19 protein-coding genes are annotated in these 22,524 nt (G+C 64.2%); 6 read left to right on the top strand and 13 right to left on the bottom strand.

Translation table 11 applies throughout. The features are described from left to right. Positions 1 to 58: 58 nt before the first annotated feature. From EI171_RS07345 to EI171_RS07325, 5 genes are all read right to left on the bottom strand, one after another. The gene (locus EI171_RS07345; protein WP_161532951.1) at positions 59 to 925 is read right to left on the bottom strand and encodes a 3-keto-5-aminohexanoate cleavage protein; all 867 of its coding nucleotides are present in this window, start codon (positions 923 to 925) and stop codon (positions 59 to 61) included. 219 nt (positions 926 to 1,144) lie between these two features. Next, complete coding sequence (locus EI171_RS07340; protein ID WP_028172655.1) at positions 1,145 to 1,945, bottom strand: AraC family transcriptional regulator; 801 nt, start codon at positions 1,943 to 1,945, stop codon at positions 1,145 to 1,147. Between the two features lie 298 nt (positions 1,946 to 2,243). Next, positions 2,244 to 2,900, bottom strand: coding sequence for a glutathione S-transferase family protein (locus EI171_RS07335; protein ID WP_011083803.1), 657 nt, complete (start codon positions 2,898 to 2,900; stop codon positions 2,244 to 2,246). Next, a complete protein-coding gene (locus EI171_RS07330) occupies positions 2,897 to 4,063 on the bottom strand; it encodes an acyl-CoA dehydrogenase family protein (protein ID WP_161532950.1) in 1,167 nt (388 codons plus the stop codon). The genes EI171_RS07335 and EI171_RS07330 overlap by 4 nt, the downstream gene beginning before the upstream one ends. 118 nt (positions 4,064 to 4,181) lie before the next feature. Beyond that, a complete protein-coding gene (locus EI171_RS07325; protein ID WP_028172653.1) occupies positions 4,182 to 5,318 on the bottom strand; it encodes an acyl-CoA dehydrogenase family protein in 1,137 nt (378 codons plus the stop codon). A 262-nt stretch (positions 5,319 to 5,580) separates the two neighbouring features. Here EI171_RS07325 and EI171_RS07320 point away from each other — a divergent pair, with 262 nt between their 5' ends. Continuing rightward, entirely contained in the window at positions 5,581 to 7,131 is a 1,551-nt protein-coding gene (locus tag EI171_RS07320; RefSeq protein ID WP_161532949.1) for a long-chain fatty acid--CoA ligase, read from the top strand. A 76-nt stretch (positions 7,132 to 7,207) separates the two neighbouring features. Continuing rightward, a complete protein-coding gene (locus EI171_RS07315) occupies positions 7,208 to 8,431 on the top strand; it encodes an ABC transporter substrate-binding protein (protein ID WP_038965212.1) in 1,224 nt (407 codons plus the stop codon). A gap of 91 nt (positions 8,432 to 8,522) precedes the next feature. On the opposite strand, the gene EI171_RS07310 is transcribed toward EI171_RS07315, so the two are convergent. Continuing rightward, entirely contained in the window at positions 8,523 to 9,284 is a 762-nt protein-coding gene (locus EI171_RS07310) for a helix-turn-helix transcriptional regulator (RefSeq protein ID WP_161532948.1), read from the bottom strand. Between the two features lie 184 nt (positions 9,285 to 9,468). Here EI171_RS07310 and EI171_RS07305 point away from each other — a divergent pair, with 184 nt between their 5' ends. The 4 genes from EI171_RS07305 (at position 9,469) to EI171_RS07290 (ending at position 15,811) form a co-directional block, all read left to right on the top strand. Further along, complete coding sequence (locus tag EI171_RS07305) at positions 9,469 to 11,733, top strand: marine proteobacterial sortase target protein (RefSeq protein ID WP_161532947.1); 2,265 nt, start codon at positions 9,469 to 9,471, stop codon at positions 11,731 to 11,733. Between the two features lie 178 nt (positions 11,734 to 11,911). Then, positions 11,912 to 12,481, top strand: a complete 570-nt coding sequence (locus EI171_RS07300) for a class GN sortase (RefSeq protein ID WP_161532946.1) — start codon at positions 11,912 to 11,914, stop codon at positions 12,479 to 12,481. Positions 12,482 to 12,595: 114 nt separating this feature from the next. Further along, the gene (locus EI171_RS07295) at positions 12,596 to 14,815 is read left to right on the top strand and encodes an acetate--CoA ligase family protein (RefSeq protein WP_161532945.1); all 2,220 of its coding nucleotides are present in this window, start codon (positions 12,596 to 12,598) and stop codon (positions 14,813 to 14,815) included. A 174-nt stretch (positions 14,816 to 14,989) separates the two neighbouring features. Beyond that, positions 14,990 to 15,811: an MlaD family protein gene (locus tag EI171_RS07290; RefSeq protein WP_161532944.1), complete on the top strand. Its 822-nt coding sequence runs from the start codon at positions 14,990 to 14,992 to the stop codon at positions 15,809 to 15,811. 182 nt (positions 15,812 to 15,993) lie between these two features. Here EI171_RS07290 and EI171_RS07285 read toward each other — a convergent pair whose 3' ends face one another. The 7 genes from EI171_RS07285 to urtB all read right to left on the bottom strand — a co-directional run bounded on the left by EI171_RS07285 (position 15,994) and on the right by urtB (position 22,487). After that, positions 15,994 to 17,034 carry an aliphatic amidase gene (locus EI171_RS07285; protein ID WP_161532943.1) on the bottom strand — a complete coding sequence of 347 codons (1,041 nt, stop codon included), beginning with the start codon at positions 17,032 to 17,034 and terminating at the stop codon, positions 15,994 to 15,996. Between the two features lie 63 nt (positions 17,035 to 17,097). After that, a complete protein-coding gene (locus EI171_RS07280) occupies positions 17,098 to 17,475 on the bottom strand; it encodes a zinc ribbon domain-containing protein (RefSeq protein ID WP_161532942.1) in 378 nt (125 codons plus the stop codon). A 92-nt stretch (positions 17,476 to 17,567) separates the two neighbouring features. After that, positions 17,568 to 18,797: a formamidase gene (gene fmdA, locus EI171_RS07275; RefSeq protein WP_161532941.1), complete on the bottom strand. Its 1,230-nt coding sequence runs from the start codon at positions 18,795 to 18,797 to the stop codon at positions 17,568 to 17,570. A gap of 28 nt (positions 18,798 to 18,825) precedes the next feature. After that, entirely contained in the window at positions 18,826 to 19,515 is a 690-nt protein-coding gene (gene urtE, locus EI171_RS07270; protein ID WP_161532940.1) for an urea ABC transporter ATP-binding subunit UrtE, read from the bottom strand. Positions 19,516 to 19,525: 10 nt separating this feature from the next. Beyond that, entirely contained in the window at positions 19,526 to 20,281 is a 756-nt protein-coding gene (urtD, locus tag EI171_RS07265) for an urea ABC transporter ATP-binding protein UrtD (protein ID WP_011083791.1), read from the bottom strand. A gap of 118 nt (positions 20,282 to 20,399) precedes the next feature. Continuing rightward, entirely contained in the window at positions 20,400 to 21,542 is a 1,143-nt protein-coding gene (gene urtC / locus EI171_RS07260; RefSeq protein ID WP_028172642.1) for an urea ABC transporter permease subunit UrtC, read from the bottom strand. Between the two features lie 18 nt (positions 21,543 to 21,560). Further along, complete coding sequence (gene urtB, locus EI171_RS07255) at positions 21,561 to 22,487, bottom strand: urea ABC transporter permease subunit UrtB (protein WP_011083789.1); 927 nt, start codon at positions 22,485 to 22,487, stop codon at positions 21,561 to 21,563. Positions 22,488 to 22,524: the final 37 nt, after the last annotated feature.

Below are 22,524 nucleotides of genomic sequence, written 5' to 3'. Positions count from 1 at the left end.
CGTGGTTATGGATTCCGGGCCTGGCCCTTCGGGCCATCCCGGAACGACGGAGTGTGGCTTACCGATTCGTCCCAAAGATCTTCCGCGCCTCGGCGGGGCTTGCGATCTCGCGGCCGGCGCGGCGGGCACAGGCGGCGACGGCTTCGATCAGCTGGCCGTTCGACGTCACCTTCGTGCCGTCGGCGAGATAGAAGGTGTCCTCGAGGCCGGTGCGCAGGTGACCGCCGAGCTCGGCGCAGCGCTGGTGCAGCGGCCAGATCTCCTCGCGGCCGATCGCCGTGACCTGCCAATGCGCCTCCGGACGCTTCAGCTTGATCAGGATCGGCAACAGGTCGGGATCCGACGGCATGCCGGAGGCGACGCCCATCACGAAGTTATATTCGAGCGGGCCCTTGTACATGCCAACCTGGGTGTACATGCCGACGCAGCGGACGATGCCGACATCGAAGCATTCGAACTCGGGGATGGTGCCGACCGCGTTCATGACGTCGAGATAGTCCTTCACCTTCTCGACGGCGTTGTCGAACATCATCGGCGGCCAGGCCCAGGTGTTGTCGGCTTTCACCTTCAAATAATTCAGCGAGCCGGCGTTGCAGGCGGCGATCTCCGGCCTGGTCTCGCGGATGCAGTCGAGCGCGCCTGAGTAGTTCGGCCCCGACACGCCCGAGGTGTGGTTGATGATCACGCCCGGGCAGGCTTCGCGGATCGCTTGCTGGATCTCCTTGCTGACACTGACCTCCCAGGACGGCAGGTGCCCCTTGTTCGGCGCCTGCTGACGCAGATGGATGTGCATGATGCTGGCGCCGGCATCGAACGCAGCCTTGGCCTCGCGCGCCATCTGCTCCGGCGTCACCGGCACGTTGTGCTGCTTGGGGTCGGTGAGCACGCCGTTCAGCGCGCAGGTGATGACGGCCTTGTCGCTCATGCCTTGACGCTCATGACTTGGATGTCTCGCACGTTGAGAATTCAACGCTTGCGATCATGTGACGCGCGGCATGCGGCTTCTTGCGCGGAGAAGCTGGAAAATAGCGAGTTGTAGGTGCGTAGGGTGGGCAAAGGCGCTCTTGCGCCGTGCCCACCACGTCTTGGTATTCGGTGAAAATGGTGGGCACGCTTTCGCTTTGCCCACCCTACGAGAGCGAGCCTAGCTCGCTTCCGCGAGCCTCACCGTCTCGGTGCTGCGATAGATCGCAAGATCGCGCGAGCCGACGAAGATCGCGCGCGGCTTCAAGCCGTAGAAGCGGCGGATCGAGTGGCTGAAATGCGTGCTATCGGGATAGCCGATGTCCTGCGCGAGATGAGCGAGGTTGAGGTCCTGGTTGGCGAAATGCAGCAAGTGCCGCGCGCGCTTCCAGGCGCGGAAGGAGCGGAACGAGATGCCGGTCTCCTCCTTGAACAGATGCAGGAAGCGCGAGGCGGAAAGACCTGCTTCGGCCGCGCAGGTATCCGCCGTCACCGGCTCGCCGGAGAAGCGCCCGATGCGCGCGACCGCGCGCATCACCCGCGGATCGAGCACGCGGCGCGGCAGCGCCTCGCCAAAGCACATCTCGTCGAATTCGGCGGTGGTGATGTCGCCGTAGCGGCGCTGGCGCAGCAGCGCGTAGGCGGCGAGGATCTTGCGGGCATAGACGGCCCGGTCCGGTCCGGTCAGCCGCTCGGCCAAAGCCTCGATCACGCCATCCGGCATGCTTTCGGGCTCGAGCGTCACGCTGATTGCAGTGCGGTAGTCGCCGGCAATGGAATGCCGCTGGTTCGGCAGGGTGACGAACAGCTCGCCGGTGGCGAGGACATCGTCGATCGTCAGGTGCAGGTTGCCCTTGACCGCCACATAGACATGGCAGCAGCCGGGGGTCCGCTTGCGTGGGCGGCCGAGCAGGCCGGCATAAAACACCCGTTCCGGCGTGATCAGCATCAGATGGTCGGATTCGCGACCGTTATCTTCCATTGGGGTCCTCCTCGCGCGGCTCTCTGGCCGCTGCGGACGAAGATCACCTTAGCGCAAATTTGAGCGCTGTCACGAAGGGATAGCGCTGTCAGGGCGCGCAAAAGGGCAGCGGTTCCGGTAGGCCGTTGGGCGAACCCGGAACTCTCTCCAGCATCGTCGTCCTGGACAAGCGCAGCGAAGCGGAGCGCGGATCCAGGACCCATTCCCACAGTAAGGAATTTGGCGAAGGTCGACGGTTACACCTCCCACTCCAAACGATTACCGGGGTAATGGGTCCTGGCTTTCGCCAGGACGACAACTACGCCCTTACCCGCGGCGCGACATTCTGCTCGACTCCAGCCTTCTGCTCCGCAGCAACGGCGCGCTTGAAGCCCTCGCGCTGCTGCAATCGCGCCCAATAGGCTGCGACGTTTGGCCCGAAATCCTTGGCGAGCCCGATGTTGTCGGCGAGGCGGAGCGCGTAGCCGATCACGATGTCGGCGGCGGTGAAGCGGCCGGCGCACAAGGTTTCGGCATTCGCGGTCGCTGCCTCAACGGCGCGCAGCCGGCCCAGGAACCATTTGGCATAGTCGCCGGCGACCTGCGGATTGCGGCGCTCCTCCGGCTCGAGCTGGGTGTAGCGGAGCACCAGCGTCTGCGGGAAGGTTAACGTGGCATCGCTGAAATACATCCAGTTCAGGAACGCGCCATAGGCGGGATCCTCGACGTCCACCATCAGCGGCGTCGGGGCGTATCTGGTGCCGAGGTAGTGGCAGATGCCCGAGGACTCCGTCATCTTCGTCTCACCGTCGATCATGAAGGGAATCGTGCCGAGCGGGTTGAGCGCGAGATACTCCTTGGCGAACACTCGCGGCGGGAACGGCAGCATCTTCAACTCGTACGGCAGCCCCATCTCCTCCAGCATCCAGAGCGGACGGAACGAGCGTGCGGCGTCGCAGTGATAGAGCGTGATCATGATGCATTCCCTTTGCTGCCGGGCAGCGTGCCCATCATCTTGCACAGGACCATCAGCATGACCTCGTCGGCGCCGCCGCCGATCGAGGTCAGACGGCTGTCGCGATAGGCACGGCTGACCGGCGTCTCGTTGGTAAAGCCCATTCCGCCCCAATATTGCAAGCAGGCGTCGGTGAGCTCCCGGCCGAGCCGGCCGGCCTTCAACTTGGCCATGGTCGCGAGCCTGGTCACGTCCTCACCCGCCACCAGCGCCTCACCGGCGCGATAGATCAGTGCGCGCAGCAGCTCGACCTCGGTCTGCATCTCCGCGAGCTTGAAGTGCACGACCTGGTTGTCGAGGATGCTCTGGCCAAAAGCCTTGCGGTTGCGGGTGTATTCGATGGTCTCGTTGATGATGTATTCGTGCGCCTTGAGGCAGGCGGCCGCGCCCCACAGCCGCTCCTCCTGGAACTGGATCATCTGGTAGGTAAAACCCTTGCCCTCCTCGCCGATCCGGTTGCGCTTGGGCACGCGGACATTGTCGAAGAAGATCTGCGCGGTGTCGGACGAGCGCATGCCCATCTTGTCGAGCTTGCGGGCGACCGTGACGCCCTTGGCCTTCATGGGCACGCAGATCAGCGACTTGTTGCGGTGAACGGGCCCATCGCCGGTGTTGGCGAGCAGGCAGATCCAGTCGGCCTGGGTGCCGTTGGTGATCCACATCTTGCCGCCATTGATGACATAGTCGTCGCCGTCGGAGCGCGCAGCGGTCTTGATCGAGGCGACGTCGGAGCCGGCGCCGGGCTCGGAGACGCCGATGCAGGCGACGAAATCACCCGCAATCGAGGGCGCCAGGAATTCGCGCCGCACCTCGTCGGAGCCGAACCGCGCCAGCGCCGGCGTCGCCATGTCGGTCTGCACCCCGATCGCCATCGGCACGCCGCCGCAGGTGATGGCCCCGAGCTCCTCCGCCATCATCAGCGCATAGGAATAGTCGAGCCCCGAGCCGCCGAATTCGACCGGCTTGTTCAATCCGAGGAAGCCGAGGCTGCCCATCTTCTTGAACAGCGCGTGCGCGGGGAAGATATCGGCCTTCTCCCATTCGTCGACGTGCGGATTGATCTCGTTCGCGACGAATTTTTGCAAGGAGCGGCGGATGTCGTCGTGGTCGGCGGTGAATAGCATTTCTTTCCCTTCGTCATTCCGGGGCGCGCGAAGCGCGAACCCGGAATCCAGAGATGAGTCCTACAATATCGAGATTCCGGGTTCGACGCTTCGCGCCGCCCCGGAATGACAGCGTGCATCACAGCCCCATCTGCCGCGACGCAAGATCCTTCATGATCTCCTCGGTACCGCCGCCGATGGCGTTGACCTTGACCTCGCGGTAGATGCGCTCGGCCTTGATGCCGCGCATGAAGCCGGCGCCGCCGAAGATCTGCACCGCTTCCGAGGCGCAGAACGCCATGGTCTGCGTTGCCTGGTTCTTCATCATGCAGATTTCGGCGACCGGACTTTCGCCCTGCTCCAGGCGCCAGGCCAGCATCTCCAGCATCGCCTGCGAGGCCGCGACCTTCTGCGCCATGTCGACGATCTTGTGCCTGATGACCTGATGCTGGGCGAGCGGCTTGCCGAAGGTCTTGCGTTCCTTGGCGTAGGCAATCGCCTCGTCGAGGCAGACGCGTGCGAAGGCGGTGCAGCCCGCCGCCATACCCATGCGCTCGCTGTTGAAATTCTGCATGATGATCTTGAAGCCCTGGCCCTCCTCGCCGATCAGATTTTCGGCCGGCACGCGGCAGTCGTCGAAATGCAGCGTCGCGGTGTCGGAGGCCCACCAGCCCATCTTCTTCAGTTTTGTCCTGGACAGGCCGGGCGTGTCGCCCGCGATCAGGAGCAGGCTGACGCCGCCGGCGCCCTCGCCGCCCGTACGCACGGCGACGGTCAGATAATCGGCGCGCATGCCCGAGGTGATGAAGGTCTTCTCGCCGCTCACGACGTAGTGATCGCCGTCCCGCCGCGCCCGCGTGCGAAGGTTTGCAACGTCCGAGCCGCCGCCCGGCTCGGTGATCGCGAGCGCGGAGATCTTCTCGCCTGCCAGCACCTGCGGCAGCACGCGCGCCTTCACCTCCGGCCGCGCCGCACGCGCGATCGGCGGCGAGCCGATGGTGTGGCTCATCAGGCTGGCGCTGACGCCGCCGGCGCCGGCCTGCGCCAGCTCCTGGCTCGCCACGATCTTCATGAACTGGTCGGCGGCAATCCCGCCGTATTCCTCGGGGAATCCGAGCCCCAACAGGCCGATCTCCGCCGCCTTGCGATAGAGCGCGCGGGGAAATTCGCCGGCCTCGTCCCATTCATGGGCGAAGGGCGAGATCTCCTTCTCGACAAAGCGGCGCATCACGTCGCGGAAGGCATCGTGCTCGGCGGTATAGAACGGGCTCTTCATCGCACTCTCGCCTCGCGGACGGATTCGTCTCATCCACCATGGCTGGAACCTGGGCAGCTCACTTGCGCGGAGTGGCTGACCCGGGAAGGCCATTCAGCAGGCCATCACCTAGCAACTCAACGCAAGACGATTTTCGCCCCTCGCGCGCCAACTCCAAATCAAAAAAGACGTGTTGCACAAACTCCGGCTGGCCCCAGGGCCACGCCGGGCATTGCACGGCAATAGGGATACAGGCGGCACAAGACCGCCGAGGGAGGGTTTTTTGGCCGTTCGTTACTACGACTGGATCGCCCATCATGGCCGCCGCACGCCTGGCAAGGTCGCGGTCATCGACCTCGCGAGCGAGCGCCGCTTCACCTATTCGCAGCTGGATGCGAGGGTCTCGCGTCTCGCCTCGTTCATGTGTCACACGCTGAAGGTCTCGCGCGGCGACCGCGTCGCGGTGCTGGCGCTGAACACGACCGATACGCTGGAGGTGCAGTTTGCCTGCGGGCGGTTAGGTGCGATCTTCGTGCCGCTGAACACCCGCCTCACCGTTCCCGAACTCCAGTTCATCACCGCTGATTGCGCGCCGAAGGTGATGATCCATGATGCCGACCTCGCCGAGACGGCGCTGAGCGTCGCCAAGCTCTGCGGTGTAGCGACCAGCCTGCTGCTCGGCCCCGGCGGGGCCTACGAGGCCGGCATCGCCGCCGCAAAGCCGCTCGACCGGATCGAGGAGGTCACACTCGATGACGTCTCGACCATCATGTACACGTCCGGCACCACGGGTCATCCGAAAGGCGCGACCATCACCCACGGCATGACGTTCTGGAATTGCGTCAATCTCGGCGGTCCCGCCTGCATCGGACCGTCCTCGGTGCTGCTTACCGTGCTGCCGCTGTTCCATACCGGCGGGCTGAATTGCTACACCAATCCGGTGCTGCATGCCGGCGGCACCGTGATGATCATGCGGGCCTTCGATCCCGGCACGGCGCTCGGCCTGATCAACGATCCCGCGCAGGGCATCAACGTGTTCTTCGGCGTCCCCGCGATCTACCAGTTCATGGCGCAGCATCCCGCCTTCGCAACGACCGACCTTACCCGGCTGATCGTCGGCGGTGTCGGCGGCGCGCCAATGCCGGTGCCGCTGCTGAAGGTCTGGGAGGCGCGCGGCGTCGCACTCCAGCAGGGCTATGGCATGACCGAGACCTCGCCGGCCGTGCTGGTGCTCGACCGCGAGGATGCGGCGCGCAAGGCCGGCTCCGCCGGCAAGCCGGTGCTGCACACGGAGGTGCGGATCGTGCGGCCCGACGGCAGCGACGCCGATGTCGGCGAGCTTGGCGAGCTCTGGGTGAAGGGACCAAACATCACGCCCGGCTACTGGAACAGGCCGGAGGCGAACAAATCTTCCTTCACCGACGGCTGGCTCCACACCGGCGATGCGACGCGAATCGACGAGGAAGGCTTCTACTACATCGTCGACCGCTGGAAGGACATGTACATCTCCGGCGGCGAGAACGTCTATCCGGCCGAGGTCGAGAACGTCCTGCACCAGCTTGGCGCCATCGCCGAAGCCGCCGTCATCGGCATTCCCGATCCGCAATGGGGCGAGGTGGGCCTTGCCATCGTCGCGGTCAAGCCAGGACAAAGGCTGACGGAAACCGACGTCTTCGCACATTGCGCGGCCAATCTCGCGCGCTTCAAATGCCCACGCCAAATTCGCTTCGTCGATGCGCTGCCGCGCAACGCCACCGGCAAGATCCACAAGCCGACCTTGCGCAAGGAATTCTCGGCGGCCTCCGAAGTCGACAAGAAAGTCGCCAACGCCTGACCAAAGCGCCCCTCTCGCGGGCGCTTTTTCCTTTTGTAGTGCCTGCTCCGACCCACAAGAAACCCAAGGAATTTCCATGAAAAACAAGAAACGCGTCCTGCTCGCGGCGGCGACGGCCCTGACATTGCTCTCGGTTCAAGGGGCTTACGCACAGAAGAGGTACGATACCGGCGCCTCCGACACCGAGATCAAGATCGGCAATGTCGAGGCCTATTCCGGCCCCGCCTCCGCTTACGGCGTCATCGGCAAGACCGAGGAAGCCTATTTCAAGATGATCAACGACCAGGGCGGCATCAACGGCCGCAAGATCAACTGGATCTCCTATGATGACGGCTACTCGCCGCCCAAGACCGTGGAGCAGGTCCGCAAGCTGATCGAGAGCGACGAAGTGTTCCTGGTGTTCAACGCGCTGGGCACGCCGACCCAGACCGCCGTGCAGAAATATCACAACGCCAAGAAGATCCCGCAGCTCTTCCTCGCCACCGGTGCCAGCAAGTGGAACGACCCGCAAAATTTCCCGTGGACGATGGGCTTCCAGCCGAGCTACCGGGTCGAGGCGCGGATCTTCGCAAAATATATCCTGAAGGAGAAGCCGGACGCGAAGGTCGCGATCTTCTATGCCAACGACGATTTCGGCAAGGACTACGTCGCCGGCATCAAGGACGTGTTCGGCGACAAGGCATCGAAGCTGATCGTGGCCGAGGAGAGCTACGAGACCTCGGAGCCATCGATCGACTCGCACATCGTCAAGCTCAAGGGCACCGGCGCGGACGTCTTCGTGAACATCTCGACCCCGAAATTCGCGGCGCAAGCCATCAAGAAGATCGCGGAGCTGGAATGGAAGCCGATGCACCTGATGACGGATGTCTCGGTGTCCATCGGCGCGGTGATGAAGCCCGCCGGCCTCGAAGCCTCCGAGGGCGTGCTATCGGCCGGTTATCTGAAGGACGCGTCGGATCCGCAATGGAAGGACGACGAGGGCATGAAGAAGTTCATGGCCTTCATCGACAAATACATGCCCGGCGCAAACATCTCGGACGCTAATCTGGTCTACGGCTATGCCGCGGCCCAGACGATGGTGCAGGTGCTGAAGCAGGCGGGCGACAATCTCACCCGCGAGAACGTGATGAAGCAGGCCGCCAGCCTGAAGGACTTCGCCCCCGATACGCTGATCCCGGGGATCAAGATCAACACCTCGCCCACCGACTTCGCGCCGATCGAACAGCTCAAGATGTGGCGGTTCAAGAACGGCCAGTGGGAACTGTTCGGCCCCATCATCAGCGCGGAGCCGAGCGGCTAGTTCTCGGCGAACTGTCCGTGCATGGGGGATGGCAGCCGCGAGGCCGCCATCCCCTTGTCCGCGGATTTCCAGGGGTGAACCGAGGGTGAACCTATGCCGGCAAGAACAGCGCGAACGGCTCTTCCACCGTGCGGCGCAGGTGTTTTCGGTACAGCTCATAGTTGGCGTCGCCGGGCGCGACCCGTCCCAAGGACGGCTTCGGAACATTCCTGAGCGGCACGTAGGCGATCGGTGCTGCAATCGGCGTCAGCTGCGAGCCGGGACCGGCGCGGAGCGTTGAGATGATGCCGTACATCTCGCCGGCGACCGTCGGCCGCGACACCGTGATCACGCGATGCTGGCCGTGCTTGATGATGACGAGATAGATGAAGCCGGACTGATGCGGCACGGCGACCTCGCCGGTATGCTCATAGGCGGCATCGGTCCGATCGCCCTCGCGGAAGACCAGCGACGAGACCTTCGGCTCCCACAAGATTTCGGTGCGGTAGGCGAAGATCGCGTCCTTGTCGCCAAACGACGGCCGCAGCGTGATGTAGACATCCTCGAGCCAGGTCACCGCGCGATGCGCATAGGAGCCGAGGCTGTCGGGCGCGACATCGTTCGCGGCCGCAGGCGTCACGACGACGACGCTCTTGCGCAAGGACACGCCCAGCGCCTGCTCCAGCCGGACCGTCGTCGCCAGCGTGAACGGCCGGCGGCCGCCGAGCACCTTCTCCAGCGTCGACAGGCTGAGCTTGGCCTGCTCGGCCAGCGCCTGCCGGGAGATCCGGCGCCTGGCGAGCTCCTCGCGAATGGTCTCCGCGATCTCGCGGCTCTGCTCGTCCGAAAGCTGCTTGTCGTCCTGCGTCTGCATCGTCACCCCTGCCTTGGGAGCACCATTCTAGCAGGGCGGACAAACCAGCACAAAACCGCACATGGCCACCCGTCCGCCGCCCGCCCGGGCCGGCCGCGGCGGAACATTGCCGATCATTCTGCTCGCGAAATCAGGCCCTCCCGGCGGATGCTGAGCCTGCAAACATCCTTCGGGAGCAGGCCAAATGAATACTTACGACACAGCCGACAGCGACGAACATCCCATGCTGAGCCGGCTGATCAAGCTCGGATTGTTTCTTCTCGCGCAGGGCATCGCGGTGATGCTGGTCGCCTTCGTGGCCCTGCTGGTGAGCTTCGGGACGAGTTGGTCGGCAACGACCGAACAGGCCAGCCTGCTCCAGCCCGGCGAGGCGCGATCGGGCAGCCTGCTGCTGAAGGAGGACGGCGCCACCACCGAAGCGATCCGCCTCGGCACCGACATCGACATCACGGTATCGGGCCCGACGCTGCGCGCCCGCGTCACCCAGGTGTTCCGCAATCCGACCAAGGACTGGGTCGAGGCCACCTATGTCTATCCGCTCGCGACCAATGGCGCCGTCGACACGCTGAAGATGGTGGTCGGCGACCGCGTCATCGTCGGCTACATCAAGGAGCGGCAGCAGGCGCGCGTGATCTACGAACAGGCGCGCAGCGCCGGCCAGAAGGCCGCGCTCACCGAGCAGGAGCGGCCCAACATCTTCACCAACTCGGTGGCGAATATCGGTCCCGGCGAAACCGTGCTGGTGCAGATCGAATATCAGGAGCCGGTGCATCAATCCGGCAATGAATATTCGCTGCGCGTGCCGCTGGTGGTCGCCCCGCGCTACAATCCGGCGCCGATTGTACAGAGTGTCGACTTCCGCAACGACGGCTCCGGCTGGGGCGCCGCCACGTCCGATCCCGTGCCCGACCGCGAGCGTATTTCCCCGACAGTGCTGGATCCCGCCAGGAATGCGCCCGCTAACCCGACCAGCATCACAGTGCGTCTGAAGGCCGGCTTTGCGCTCGGCGAGGTCAAGAGCCACCATCATAACGTCAAGATCGAGAGCCCGGACAACGCGACGCGCATCGTCACGCTCGCCGACGGCGCGGTGCCCGCCGACCGCGATTTCGAACTGACGTGGAAGCCGGCGGCTCAGAAAGCACCGTCGGTCGGCCTGTTCCGCGAGCATGTCGGCGATGCCGATTACCTGCTCGCCTTCGTCACGCCGCCGAGCGCCGAGCAGGCGACGCAGAAGCCGCTGCCGCGCGAGGTCGTGTTCGTGATCGACAATTCGGGCTCGATGGGTGGCACCTCGATCGTCCAGGCCAAGGCGAGCCTGCTCTACGCCCTCGGCCGCCTCCAGCCGGCCGACCGCTTCAACGTCATCCGTTTCGACGATACCATGGACGTGCTGTTTCCGGCCTCCGTGCCGGCGGATGCCGCCCATGTCGGCGAAGCGACCTCGTTCGTCAGCGCCTTGCAGGCGCGCGGCGGCACCGAGATGGTGCCGGCGATGCGCGCCGCGCTGACCGACAAGATCGGTGACACCGGCATGGTTCGCCAGGTCGTGTTCCTGACCGACGGCGCGATCGGCAACGAGCAGCAATTGTTCGAGACGATCACGGCGATGCGCGGCCGCTCGCGCGTGTTCATGGTCGGCATCGGGTCCGCGCCCAACACCTATCTGATGACGCGCGCTTCCGAGCTCGGCCGCGGCGCCTTCACCCATATCGGCTCTGTCGAGCAGGTCGAGGAGCGCATGCGCGGCCTGTTCGCGAAGCTGGAAAATCCGGCGGTGACCGGCCTCAGCGCAAAGTTCTCCGAAGCCACGGCCGACGTCACCCCGGCGATCATTCCGGACGTCTATCGCGACGAGCCCCTGGTGCTGGCGGCCAGGCTCGACAAGCTCGCAGGCTCGCTCGAGATCAAGGGTCGCGTCGGCGACCGTCCGTGGTCGGTGACGCTGCCGTTGCAGAATGCCGCCGAAGGCAAGGGCCTGTCAAAACTCTGGGCCAGGCGCAAGATCGGCGACGCCGAAGTGGCGCGCACGATGCGCGAGATGACGCCGGAAGAGGCCGACAAGGCGATCCTGGCGCTGGCGCTCGACCATCAGATCGTCACGCGGCTGACCAGCCTCGTCGCAGTCGATAAGACCCCGAGCCGCCCCGAGGGAGAACCGCTCAAGCTAAGCGAGCTGCCGATCAACCTGCCGGCCGGCTGGGATTTCGAGAAGATCTTCGGCGAACGGCCGCAGCAGGTGCCGACGCAGCTGCGCGAACGTCATGCCGATGCGCGCAACCAGCCGGCGGCAAGGCGGCCGACCCCCGCCGCACCCGACGCGATCCGCCTGCCCAAGACCGCCACCTCGGCCGAGCTGAAGATGATCGGAGGTCTGGTCCTGATCGTGCTCGCCCTGATCCTGTTCGTGTTCAACCGGCGTCAGCCCTTGCTCACTGTCGCCGCTTGAGAGAGGAGCCCCCCGAACTCCTCTGTTAGCGCGCGCGGCTGCCCGTCCCCTACCCAACGGCCGCGCGCGCCTTTTTTGGGGAATGTCATTCCGGGGCGGCTCGTAGAGCCGAACCCGGAATCTCGAGGTTCCGGGTTCTCGCTACGCGAGCCCCGGAACGACGAACAAGAGATACTCAATGCCGCGCCTCATCTCTCCCCTGGTTCTCGCGCTGATCGGCGCCGTCCTGTTCGGCGACGGCGCCTATATCCATGCCAAGGCGTGGCTCGCGCAGGTGCTGCTGGAGCGCGCGTTCGACCGAAGCGTTGCGACGGGAGAGGTGGTCAAGCCGTGGTCATGGGCCGACACCTGGCCGGTCGCACGGATCGAGGTGAAGCGGATCGGCGCCAGCGCGATCGTGCTGGACGGCGCGAGCGGCCAGGCACTTGCTTTCGGACCCGGCCATATCGAGCGGACAGTCGATGCCGGCGAGCGCGGCGTTGCCGTCTATGCCGCCCATCGCGATACGCATTTCCGCTTCTTGCGGAATGTCGCGATCGGAGACGTGATCGAGATCACCCGCCGCGACGGCAGGCATTTCCGCTATCGCGTGGATTCTGCGACCGTTGTCCGTTTCGACGCATCGGGCATCGATCCCGCGACACAGGATGTCGAGCTCGTGCTCGCCACCTGCTGGCCGTTCGACGCCGTTACGTCCGGTCCCGAACGTTATGTCCTGCATGGCGTCCTGATGGGAGCGAATGAATAGCAGCGATGCATCGCTCATTCCATCACACGGCATACCATGTGGTTGCTACTGCGAAGAACTCGCCATAGAACAGAGTGACGCGCCACCAAGAAGAACAACAGGTGAGGTCACACCATGGAAGCTCGCGTATCTGCTGCATTCTCCTCTCCGCGCCCATGGTCTCCATCGCCCGACGCCAGCGACATCGTAAAGGGCATCCATGCCATGCTGCACCCGCACAACATCGTGCTGGTGGGCGCAACCGACAAGCCCGGCAATTATGCCGAGCGCATCTGGAACAATCTGGTCAAATACGGCTTCGAGGGCGGGCTCTATCCGGTCAACGCCAAGCGCGAGACGATCTGGGGTGTGCCCTGCTACAAGGATTTTGCAGCCCTCCCGGAAAAGCCCGATCATGTCCTGGTGCTGGTGCCGGCGCGTTTCGCCGTGCAGGTGATCCGCGATGCCGCCGCGGCCGGCGCGCGCTCGGCCACCATCGTCACCTCCGGCTTCAGCGAGTTGCAGGATGACGAGAGCCAGAAGCTCGCCGCCGAACTGCAAGCGGCCATCCGCGAAACCGGCCTCGCCGTCACCGGCCCGAATTGCCTCGGCAACTTAAGCGCCGGCGAAAAGCTCTTCACCAATATCGACGACCGCATCGTCACCATGGAACAGGGCGCGGTGGCGATCGCCGGGCAATCCGGCGCCATCGTCATGGCGATCCGCCAGGCGCTGGAGGATCGCGGCGTCGGCGTCGGCTACATGGTCACGACCGGCAACGAGGCCGGGCTCGAGACGCCGGACCTGATGCGCTATTTCGCGGAGGATCCGAGCGTCAAGGTGATCGTCGTCTACCTCGAGGGCGTGCGCAACACAAAGGCCTTTCGCGACGCCTGCAAGGCGGCGCGCGCGGCGAGCAAGCCCGTGATCGCGCTCAAGCTCGGCGCATCCGAGGGCGGCCGCGCCGCGGCGATGGCGCACACCGGAGCGCTGGCGGGCTCGATCGAGACGTTCGACGCAATCGCAACGCGTGAAGGTGTCATCCGGGTCGGCGGGCTCGACGAATTGATCGAGACCACCGAATGCTTCGTCCACGCCGCCGTACCCAACGGGGACCGGCTCGCCGCGGTCACGCTGTCCGGCGGCAAGCGCGGCATGCTGATCGACGCCTTCTATGCGGAAGGCTTGAACTTCGCGCCGCTCAGCCCGCATGTCAGCTCGGAGCTGGCGAGGATGCTCGGGCCCGGATCGATCGTCGGCAATCCGCTTGACGCCGGCTTTGCCGCGGTCGTCGATCCCTCCGTCTACATGAAGTCGATCAAGCTGATGATCGACGACCCCGAAATCGACATCGTCATCATCGATGCCGAGCTGCCGAAGGCGCCGCACGAGCTGCGCGAGCGTAACCTGCGCATCGTCGACGAGATGGCGAGCCGGGCCTCGAAGCCCGTGATCTACATCAGCGCGATGTCGATCGGCTTCACCGAGTTCACCAAGTCCTTGCGCAAATCGCTGCCGCATCTCGCGGTCATGCAGGGCATGGACCGCGCGGTGACCGCGATCAAGTCACTGCTCGCCTATGCGAAGCTACGCAAGGAAGTACCCGACATCGTCTCGAGCTCGAAACCCGCCGCGCGTGCCGTGCTGGAAAAGGCGCTGACATCGGCGAACGGCGCCGCGCTCGACGAAGTCGCCTCGAAGAAGCTCCTGAAGGCCTATGGCATCCCGACCTCGAAGGAAGCGATCGCACAGACGGCGGCGGAAGCCGTGAAGATCGCGAAGCAGATCGGCTTCCCGGTCGTGGCAAAGGTCGTCAGCGCCGAGATCCTGCACAAGTCCGACATCGGCGGCGTGGTGCTGAACCTGAGCAATGCGGCCGAGGTGAGGAAGGCGTTCGCCGATATCACCGCGCGGGTGAAGCGGCTGAAGGGCAAGCCGAGGCTCGACGGCATCCTGATCGCGCAGCAGGTCAAGGCCGACCTCGAACTCGTGGTCGGCGCCTCGCTCGACGCCGAGATGGGTCCGGTCGTGCTGTTCGGCACCGGCGGCATCGACATCGAGCTGATGAAGGACGTCGCGCTCGCGGGCGCGCCGCTGGACGAGGCCGAGGCGCGGCTCCTGATCGGCCGCACCAAGGCCGGCATCAAGATGCGCGGCTATCGCGGCAAGCCGGCCTTGCACGAGGCCTCCGCGGTGAAGGCGCTGGTCGGCCTGTCCAACCTGATCGCGGATGCCGGCGACCGGATCGCCTCGATCGACATCAATCCGTTCCTGATCAACACCAGGACGGGCGTGGCGGTCGATGCCCTGATCGTGCTGAACAATGCCGCGGCAAAGCGCGCGGCCGGGCATTGATGTCGCATAGAGCGGATTAGCGCGCCATTTTGCACGGCGGGGAGCCGTGGCGGGTTACGCTTCCGCCTTCGCTCTTCGAGCTACGGCGGACAAGTCGTTAACCCGCCCGCGTTAGCATTGCGGTCGTTCGGTCTCCTTCCAACTTCCCCGCTTTGGTCGTAAAATCGCACCCGCATGGCACGCGCGAGCAATCTGGTGATCGGGACGGCGACGCTGGCGGTGATCGCCGTGGCGTTCGGCGGCCTGCTCGGCGTACAGAAATGGCGCACCATCCAGAGTCGCAGCCAGTTGCGCGTGGTGTTCGAAGGCGGTTCCGCCAGCGGCCTGCGCCGGGGCGGCCCGGTCAATTTCGACGGTGTGCTCGCGGGCCAGATCCTGTCGATCAAGCTGGACAATCCCCGCAAGGTCGTGGCGCTGGTGATGCTCGACAACTCCGCGCCGATCCGCAAGGACACCGTGGCGGGAATCGAGTTCCAGGGTCTCACCGGCGTCGCCGCGGTCTCCCTGATCGGCGGCGCGCCTTCCGCACCGCCGGTGCCGCTTGATTCGGACGGCATTCCCGTGCTCACCGCCGATCTCAGCGACGTCGAATCCATCGTCGACACCTTGCACAGTGTCGACCGCACGATCGTGAGCAACGCCCCTGCGATCAAGGAGGGGCTCCGCACATTCGAGAACTCCAGCGCCGACCTCAGGAGCAAGGGCGGCGAAATCGATTCCGTCATGGCCAAGGTCGACAGTGCCTTCGCAGGCTTCGACAAGGCGGTCACCAAGATCGAGGGCGTGGTGCCGGGCTTCGTCGATGGCAAGGCCGACGAGCTGTTCGAGACGGTGCAGGGGCTGCGCGAGCTGACCGACACCATGAGGAAGAAGTCGGCGAGCTACATCGAGGACATTCGTCGCTCGCTGCTCGACGTCAGCGAGACCGCCAACAAGATGGCCGGCACGCCCGTGCCGCCGCGGCCACCGCGCAAGCCCGAGCAGAAGAAGCGGTAGGCGTGGCGAGCTGATCCGCCGCTCTGCCAAAAAATCTCGAAAACAACCCCATGCACAGTAGAACTGCCCCGCCAGTCGGGGCTTGGCGCTGCGCCACGAACACACTTGGCGCCCTGCCCGTGAGCCCGCGATGAGGGGCGGGCCCGCGAACGCTTTGCCTACCCCGCGACATCCGCGACGGCTCAGTAGTTGCTGGCCGCCGCCTCGTTCGGGATGCCGTCGATCGGGCACTCGTCGGTCCCCGGCGTCGAGCGGGTCATCGCCTCGACCATGTCGCGCGTGCCTTCGGGATCCTTGATCCAGTTCTTGTAGAAATCATACGGGCACGCCGCAACGCCGCGCGGGCTTTCGCCGGAATTGATCATGCCGGTGTAACCGCGGTGGACCAGCTTGTAGAGGTGGTTCTGCGACTGGCCATTGCGGCGCGCGTCGCGGATCAGATGCTTCGACAGCTGGGCGTACTGGATGCCGTAATCCTCTTCGCCGCACTCACCGAGGGTGCGGCCGTCGAAGCCGATGATCGCGGAGTGGCCGAAGTAGGAATAGACGCCGTCGAAGCCGGCGGCATTAGCGACCGCGACATAGACATTGTTGGCCCATGCCATGGCCTTGGAAATCAGGACCTGCTGCTCCTTGGCCGGATACATGTAGCCCTGGCAACGCACGATCAGCTCGGCGCCCTTCATGGCGCAGTCACGCCAGATCTCCGGATAGTTGCCGTCGTCGCAGATGATCAGGCTGACCTTGAGGCCCTTCGGGCCGTCGGAGACATAGGTGCAATTGCCGGGATACCAGCCCTCGATCGGCACCCAGGGCATGATCTTGCGGTACTTCTGGACGATCTCGCCCTTGTCGTTCATCAGGATCAAGGTGTTGTAGGGCGCCTTGTGCGGGTGCTCCTCGTGGCGCTCGCCGGTCAGCGAGAACACGCCCCACACTTTCGCCTTGCGGCAGGCCTCGGCGAAGATCGCGGTCTCTTCACCGGGCACCGCCGAGGCGGTCTCATACATCTCCTTGGAATCGTACATGATCCCTTGAGTGGAGTATTCGGGGAAGATCACGAGGTCCATGCCGGGCAGGCCGACCTTCATGCCCACCACCATGTCGGCGATCTTGCGGGCGTTGTCGAGCACCTCGGCCTTGGTGTGAAGGCGGGGCATCTTGTAGTTCACCACTGCGACGCCGACGGTGTCGTTGCTGCTGGAAATGTCGCCGTGAAGCATTTTGACCGCTCCTGTTCTTGACTTGTTGTTCTGGGTTGGCCGCCGATCGAGCGGTCGCGTGGGTTAGTGACTGATCATCCAGGGGCGGGCCGTTGGAAAACCCTTGGCGCCGCTCCTGCTCTTGGTCATCAACCGCGCCGGCTTCCTCTTGTCCGTCGAGCTCTTGTCCTTGACCGTCTTGCCCGTGGAGCAGCAGCCGCAGCCGGGGCCGTGCGAGGCCTTGTATTGCGCGAGCGTCTGCGGCGCGTGCGTGCTACGCTCGTTGACGGCGTGCGCCTTGCGCTTCTCCGCCGGCATGCAGAAGAAATTCGGCGCGGTCAGGATCACCCGCGGCGCCATGGTCTCGCAATGCGGACAGCTTTGCGGATCGTCGCATTCCGCCATCGGGCGCAGGTCCTTGAAGGGACCGCAGTCGTCACAGAGATATTCATAGACCGGCATCGCATCATCCCCACGCTCTTGCCTGTTCAACACACCTGGCGGCGGATGCGGGGCGGCAGATACGCGCCGTCCCGCATCCCGTCGCGCAGGGATTACTTGTCCGGCGAGATCGGCATCTGGATATCGCCCGTGATGTGCTTGATGGGACCTGCCGCCGACGGCATCACGTCGAAGTCGAAGATCTCCGTCGGCAACCATAGCGTGGCGCAGGCGTTGGGCACGTCGACCACGCCGGAAATGTGCCCCTGGCACGGCGCGGTGCCGAGGATCGAATAGGCCTGCGCGCCGGAGTAGCCGAACTTCTTCAGATACTCGATGGCGTTGAGGCAGGCCTGGCGGTAGGCGATGTGGACGTCGAGATAGTGCTGCTTGCCGGCCTCGTCGACCGAGATGCCTTCGAAGATCAGATAGTCCTTGTAGTTCGGCGTGATCGGCGACGGCTTGAAGATCGGGTTCTTGATGCCGTACTTCGCCATGCCGTCCTTGATCACCTCGACCTTCAGATGCAGCCAGCCGGCCATCTCGATCGCGCCGCAGAAGGTGATCTCGCCGTCGCCCTGGCTGAAGTGCAGGTCGCCCATCGAGAGACCGGCGCCGGGCACATAGACCGGGAAGTAGATCTTCGATCCGCGCGACAGGTCCTTGATGTCGCAATTGCCGCCATGCTCGCGCGGCGGCACCGTGCGCGCGCCTTCGGCGCCGATCTTCGCCTTGACGTCGCCCTTGGCACGGCCGCCATGGGCGGTCGGCGCGAATGGCGGATTGGCAAGGCCGGGCACGCGGGTCGGGTTGGTCGAGATCAGCTCGGCCTCGCGCTTGTTCCACATATCCAGCATCTTCGGATCGGGCAGACAGCCGATCAGGCCGGGATGAATGAGGCCCGCGAAGTTGACGCCCGGAACGTGACGGGACGAGGTATAGAGGCCCTTGATGTCCCAGATCGATTTCTGCGCCAGCGGGAAGTGGTCGGTCAGGAAGCCGCCGCCGTTCTGCTTGGAGAAGAAGCCGTTGAAGCCCCACAGGCTCTCCTTGAGCGGGCCGACGTCGAGCAGGTCAACGACCAGGAGATCGCCGGGCTCGGCGCCCTTGACGCCGATCGGGCCGGAGAGGAAGTGCACGATCGACAGATCGATGTCGCGCACGTCGTCGGCGGAATCGTTATTCTTGATGAAGCCGCCGGTCCAGTCATAGGTCTCGATGATGAAATCGTCGCCGGGATTGACCCAGGCCACGATCGGAATGTCGGGGTGCCAGCGATTATGCACCATGTCATTTTCGTAGGCCGACTTGGTGAGATCGACCTTGATCAGTGTCTCTGGCATCGAGATGCTCCCCTTTTACTACGGTTGGTTAGACGGACAGATATTTGGAGACCTGCGCGGCATCGACGGCGTCGCGCGGATCGTCGCGGACGATCTCGCCGTTCTCGATGACCAGCACGCGGTCGGCGATCTCGAGCGCGAAGCTCAGGACCTGCTCGGACACGACGATCGAGAGCCCCTTTTCGTCACGGATGCGCTTCAGGGTGCGCGCCATGTCCTTGATGATCGACGGCTGGATGCCTTCGGTCGGCTCATCCAGCAGCAGCACCTTCGGCTTGGTCGCGAGCGCCCGCGCAATCGCGAGCTGCTGCTGCTGGCCGCCGGACAGATTGCCGCCGCGGCGGCCCTTCATCTCCAGCAGCACCGGGAATAATTCGTAGATGTCTTCAGGTACCTCGGTGCCGCCGGAGACGACGAGTCCGGTCTCGATGTTCTCCTTCACCGTCATGGTCGAGAAGATCATGCGGCCCTGCGGCACATAGGCGAGGCCCTTGGCCACCCTCTCGTAGCTCGGCAGACCACCGAGCTCGGCGCCGTCCATGGTCACCGAGCCGCTTTTCGCCGGCAGAATGCCCATCAGCGACTTCATCAGCGTGGTCTTGCCCATGCCGTTGCGGCCCATGATCGCAACGATCTCGTTCGGCGCGACCTTGACGTTGAGCCCATGCAGCACCTCGCTCTGGCCGTAGGCGACGTGGAGGTCGGAAATTGCCAGCATCATCGCGCTCCTAATGACCCAGATAGACTTCAACGACCTTGGGATCGTTCTTCACCTTCTCCATGGTCCCCTCGGAGAGGATCTGGCCCTGGTGAAGCACGGTGACCTTGTGCGCGATGTCCTCGACGAACTTCATGTCGTGCTCGATCACCAGCACCGAGCGGTTCTTGATGATGCGGTTGAGCAGCTCGGCGGTCTTGGCACGCTCGGACACGCTCATGCCGGCGACGGGCTCGTCCAGCATCAAGAGGTCCGGGTCCTGGATCAGCAGCATGCCGATCTCGAGCCATTGCTTCTGGCCGTGGCTGAGCAGATCGGCGTTCACGTTGAGCCGATCCTTCAGGAAGATCATCTCGGCGACCTCGTGCACCCGGTCGCGCACGGCGGCGTCGCGGGTGAAGGTCAGCGCGCCGAACACGGAGCGGCCGCGGGGATATGAGATCTCCAGATTCTCGAACACCGTGAGATCGTCGTAGATCGAGGGGTTCTGGAACTTGCGGCCGACCCCGGTCTTGACGATCTCGTTCTCCTTCATCCGCGTCAGCTCCTTGCCGCGGAACTGGATCGAGCCCGACGTGGCCTTGGTCTTGCCGCAGATCAGATCGAGCACCGTGGTCTTGCCGGCGCCGTTGGGGCCGATGATGACGCGGATCTCGTTCTCGTCCACGTAGAAGGAGAGATCATTGACCGCCTTGAACCCGTCGAACGACACGGTGAGCGCTTCGACGGCGAGCAGGAATTCCTTGGGCTGGTGACCGACGAGCATGATCTATCTCCTCACTGCCAGCGTGGCATCGGCATCGCGATGACCGACGAGCATGACCTATCTCCTCACTGCCAGCATGGCATCGGCATCGTGGTGACCTACGAGCATGATGATCTCCTCACTCTGCCGGAGCGCCGTCGGCGACCGAGCTTTCGGTCCAGCCCTCGGGTTTCGGTTTGCGTGACGAGATCAGGCGATCGATGCGCGGCTGCACATAGTCGCCCCAGATCCCGGCAAGGCCGTTCGGGAAGGCCAGGACCACGGCGATGAACAATCCGCCGAGGCCAAACAGCCACAATTCGGGAAAGGTTTCCGACAGGCTGGTCTTGGCGAAGTTGACCAGCAGCGTGCCGTAGATCGCGCCCAGGATCGACAGCCGGCCGCCGACCGCGGTGTAGATCACCATTTCGATCGAGGGCACGATGCCGACGAAAGAGGGCGACATGAAACCGACGTTCAGCGCGAACATGGCGCCGCCGATCGCGGCGAAGACCGCGGCGATGCAGAAGGCGAAGATCTTGAAGTTCGCGACGCTGTAGCCGGAGAAGCGAACCCGGTCCTCCTTCTCGCGCATCGCGACCAGGATGCGCCCCAGCTTGGAGTGCCGGACGAACTGCGCGATCATGATGCAGGCGAACAGCAGTCCAACCTCGAAGAAGTACAGCACGATCTTGGCGTGGTCGGGCCGGATGTCCCAGCCCTTCAGCGTGCGCAGATCGGTCATGCCGTTGATGCCGCCGGTGTAACCCTGCTGTCCGACGATCAGGATGGTGAGGATGGCAGCGACGGCCTGGGTGATGATGGCGAAGTAGGTGCCGCCGACCCGGCGCTTGAACATCGCGGTGCCGATGATGAGAGCGAAGATGCCGGGCACGAGAATGATGGCGGCGATGGTAAAGGTGAGGCTGTTGAAGGGCTTCCAGAAGAACGGCAGCGCGGTGATCTGATTCCAGTCCATGAAATCGGGGATGCCGGGGGTCGACTGGATCTTGGTGTTCTCCACGCTCGATGCCTCGAGCTTGAGGAACATCGCCATGCAGTAGCCGCCGAGCCCAAAGAACACGCCCTGACCGAGGCTTAAGATGCCGCCATAGCCCCAGCAGATCACCAGCCCCAGCGCGACGAATGCATAGGTCAGGTATTTCGCGACCAGATTGAGCCTGAAGACATCGAGCGAGAGCGGCAGCACCACCACCAGGAACACCGCGAGCACCAGAATTCCGATGAGCTCCGATCGATTGAAGAACCGATTGTCGGTCATTGCATCAGCCCCATTTTCTTACTTCCGGACCTTGAGGGCGAACAGCCCCTGCGGCCGCAGCATCAGGATTCCGACAACGGCGAGCAGCGTCAGCACCTTGGCCATCGAGCCCGACATGAAGAACTCGAGGGTGGATTGCGTCTGCGAGATCGAGAAGGCGGAGGCGATGGTGCCGAGCAGGCTCGCGGCGCCGCCGAACACGACCACCAGGAACGTGTCGACGATGTAGAGCTGACCGGAGGTCGGCCCGGTCGAGCCGATCATGGTGAAGGCGCTGCCCGCGATGCCGGCGATGCCGCAGCCGAGGCCGTAGGTGTAGCGATCGACCTTTTCGGTGTTGATGCCGACGGCGCCGGCCATGATGCGGTTCTGCACGACGGCGCGCACCTGCCGGCCCCAGCGCGATTTGTACATCACATAGGCGACGCCCAGCGTGATCAGCACGGTGAGGCACATCACGAAGACGCCGTTGATCGGCACTTCGATGCTGTCGGTCACGTGCAGCGAGCCGAGCATCCACTGCGGCAGCTCGACGCCGACCTCGCGCGCGCCGAACACGGAACGATAGGCCTGCTGCAACATCAGGCTGAGGCCCCAGGTGGCGAGCAGCGTATCGAGCGGGCGCTTGTAGAGGTGCCGTATCAGCACCCATTCCACCAGCATTCCCAGCGCGCCGGACGCGACGAAGGCCAGGATCATCGCGAGGAAGAAGTAGCCGCTGAACAGGCTCGGCAAATAGGACTGGAAGAAATTCGAGGTCATCCAGGTGACGTACGCCCCGAGGATCATGAACTCGCCATGGGCCATGTTGATGACGCCCATCTGGCCGAAGATGATCGCAAGACCGAGCGCCATCAGCACGTAGACCGAGAACAGGATCAGTCCCGCAAAACCCTGCATGACGAAGATGGAGCCAAGGTCGCCAATCGAGTAGTCGCCGAACATCGATGTCCTCCGTCAGGGAAAGGGTCCCGCGTCGCGA

Origin of the sequence: Bradyrhizobium sp. LCT2, from assembly GCF_009931255.1 — a bacterium.
GTDB lineage: Bacteria > Pseudomonadota > Alphaproteobacteria > Rhizobiales > Xanthobacteraceae > Bradyrhizobium > Bradyrhizobium diazoefficiens.
This window is presented reverse-complemented; position numbering and strand designations above follow the sequence as displayed.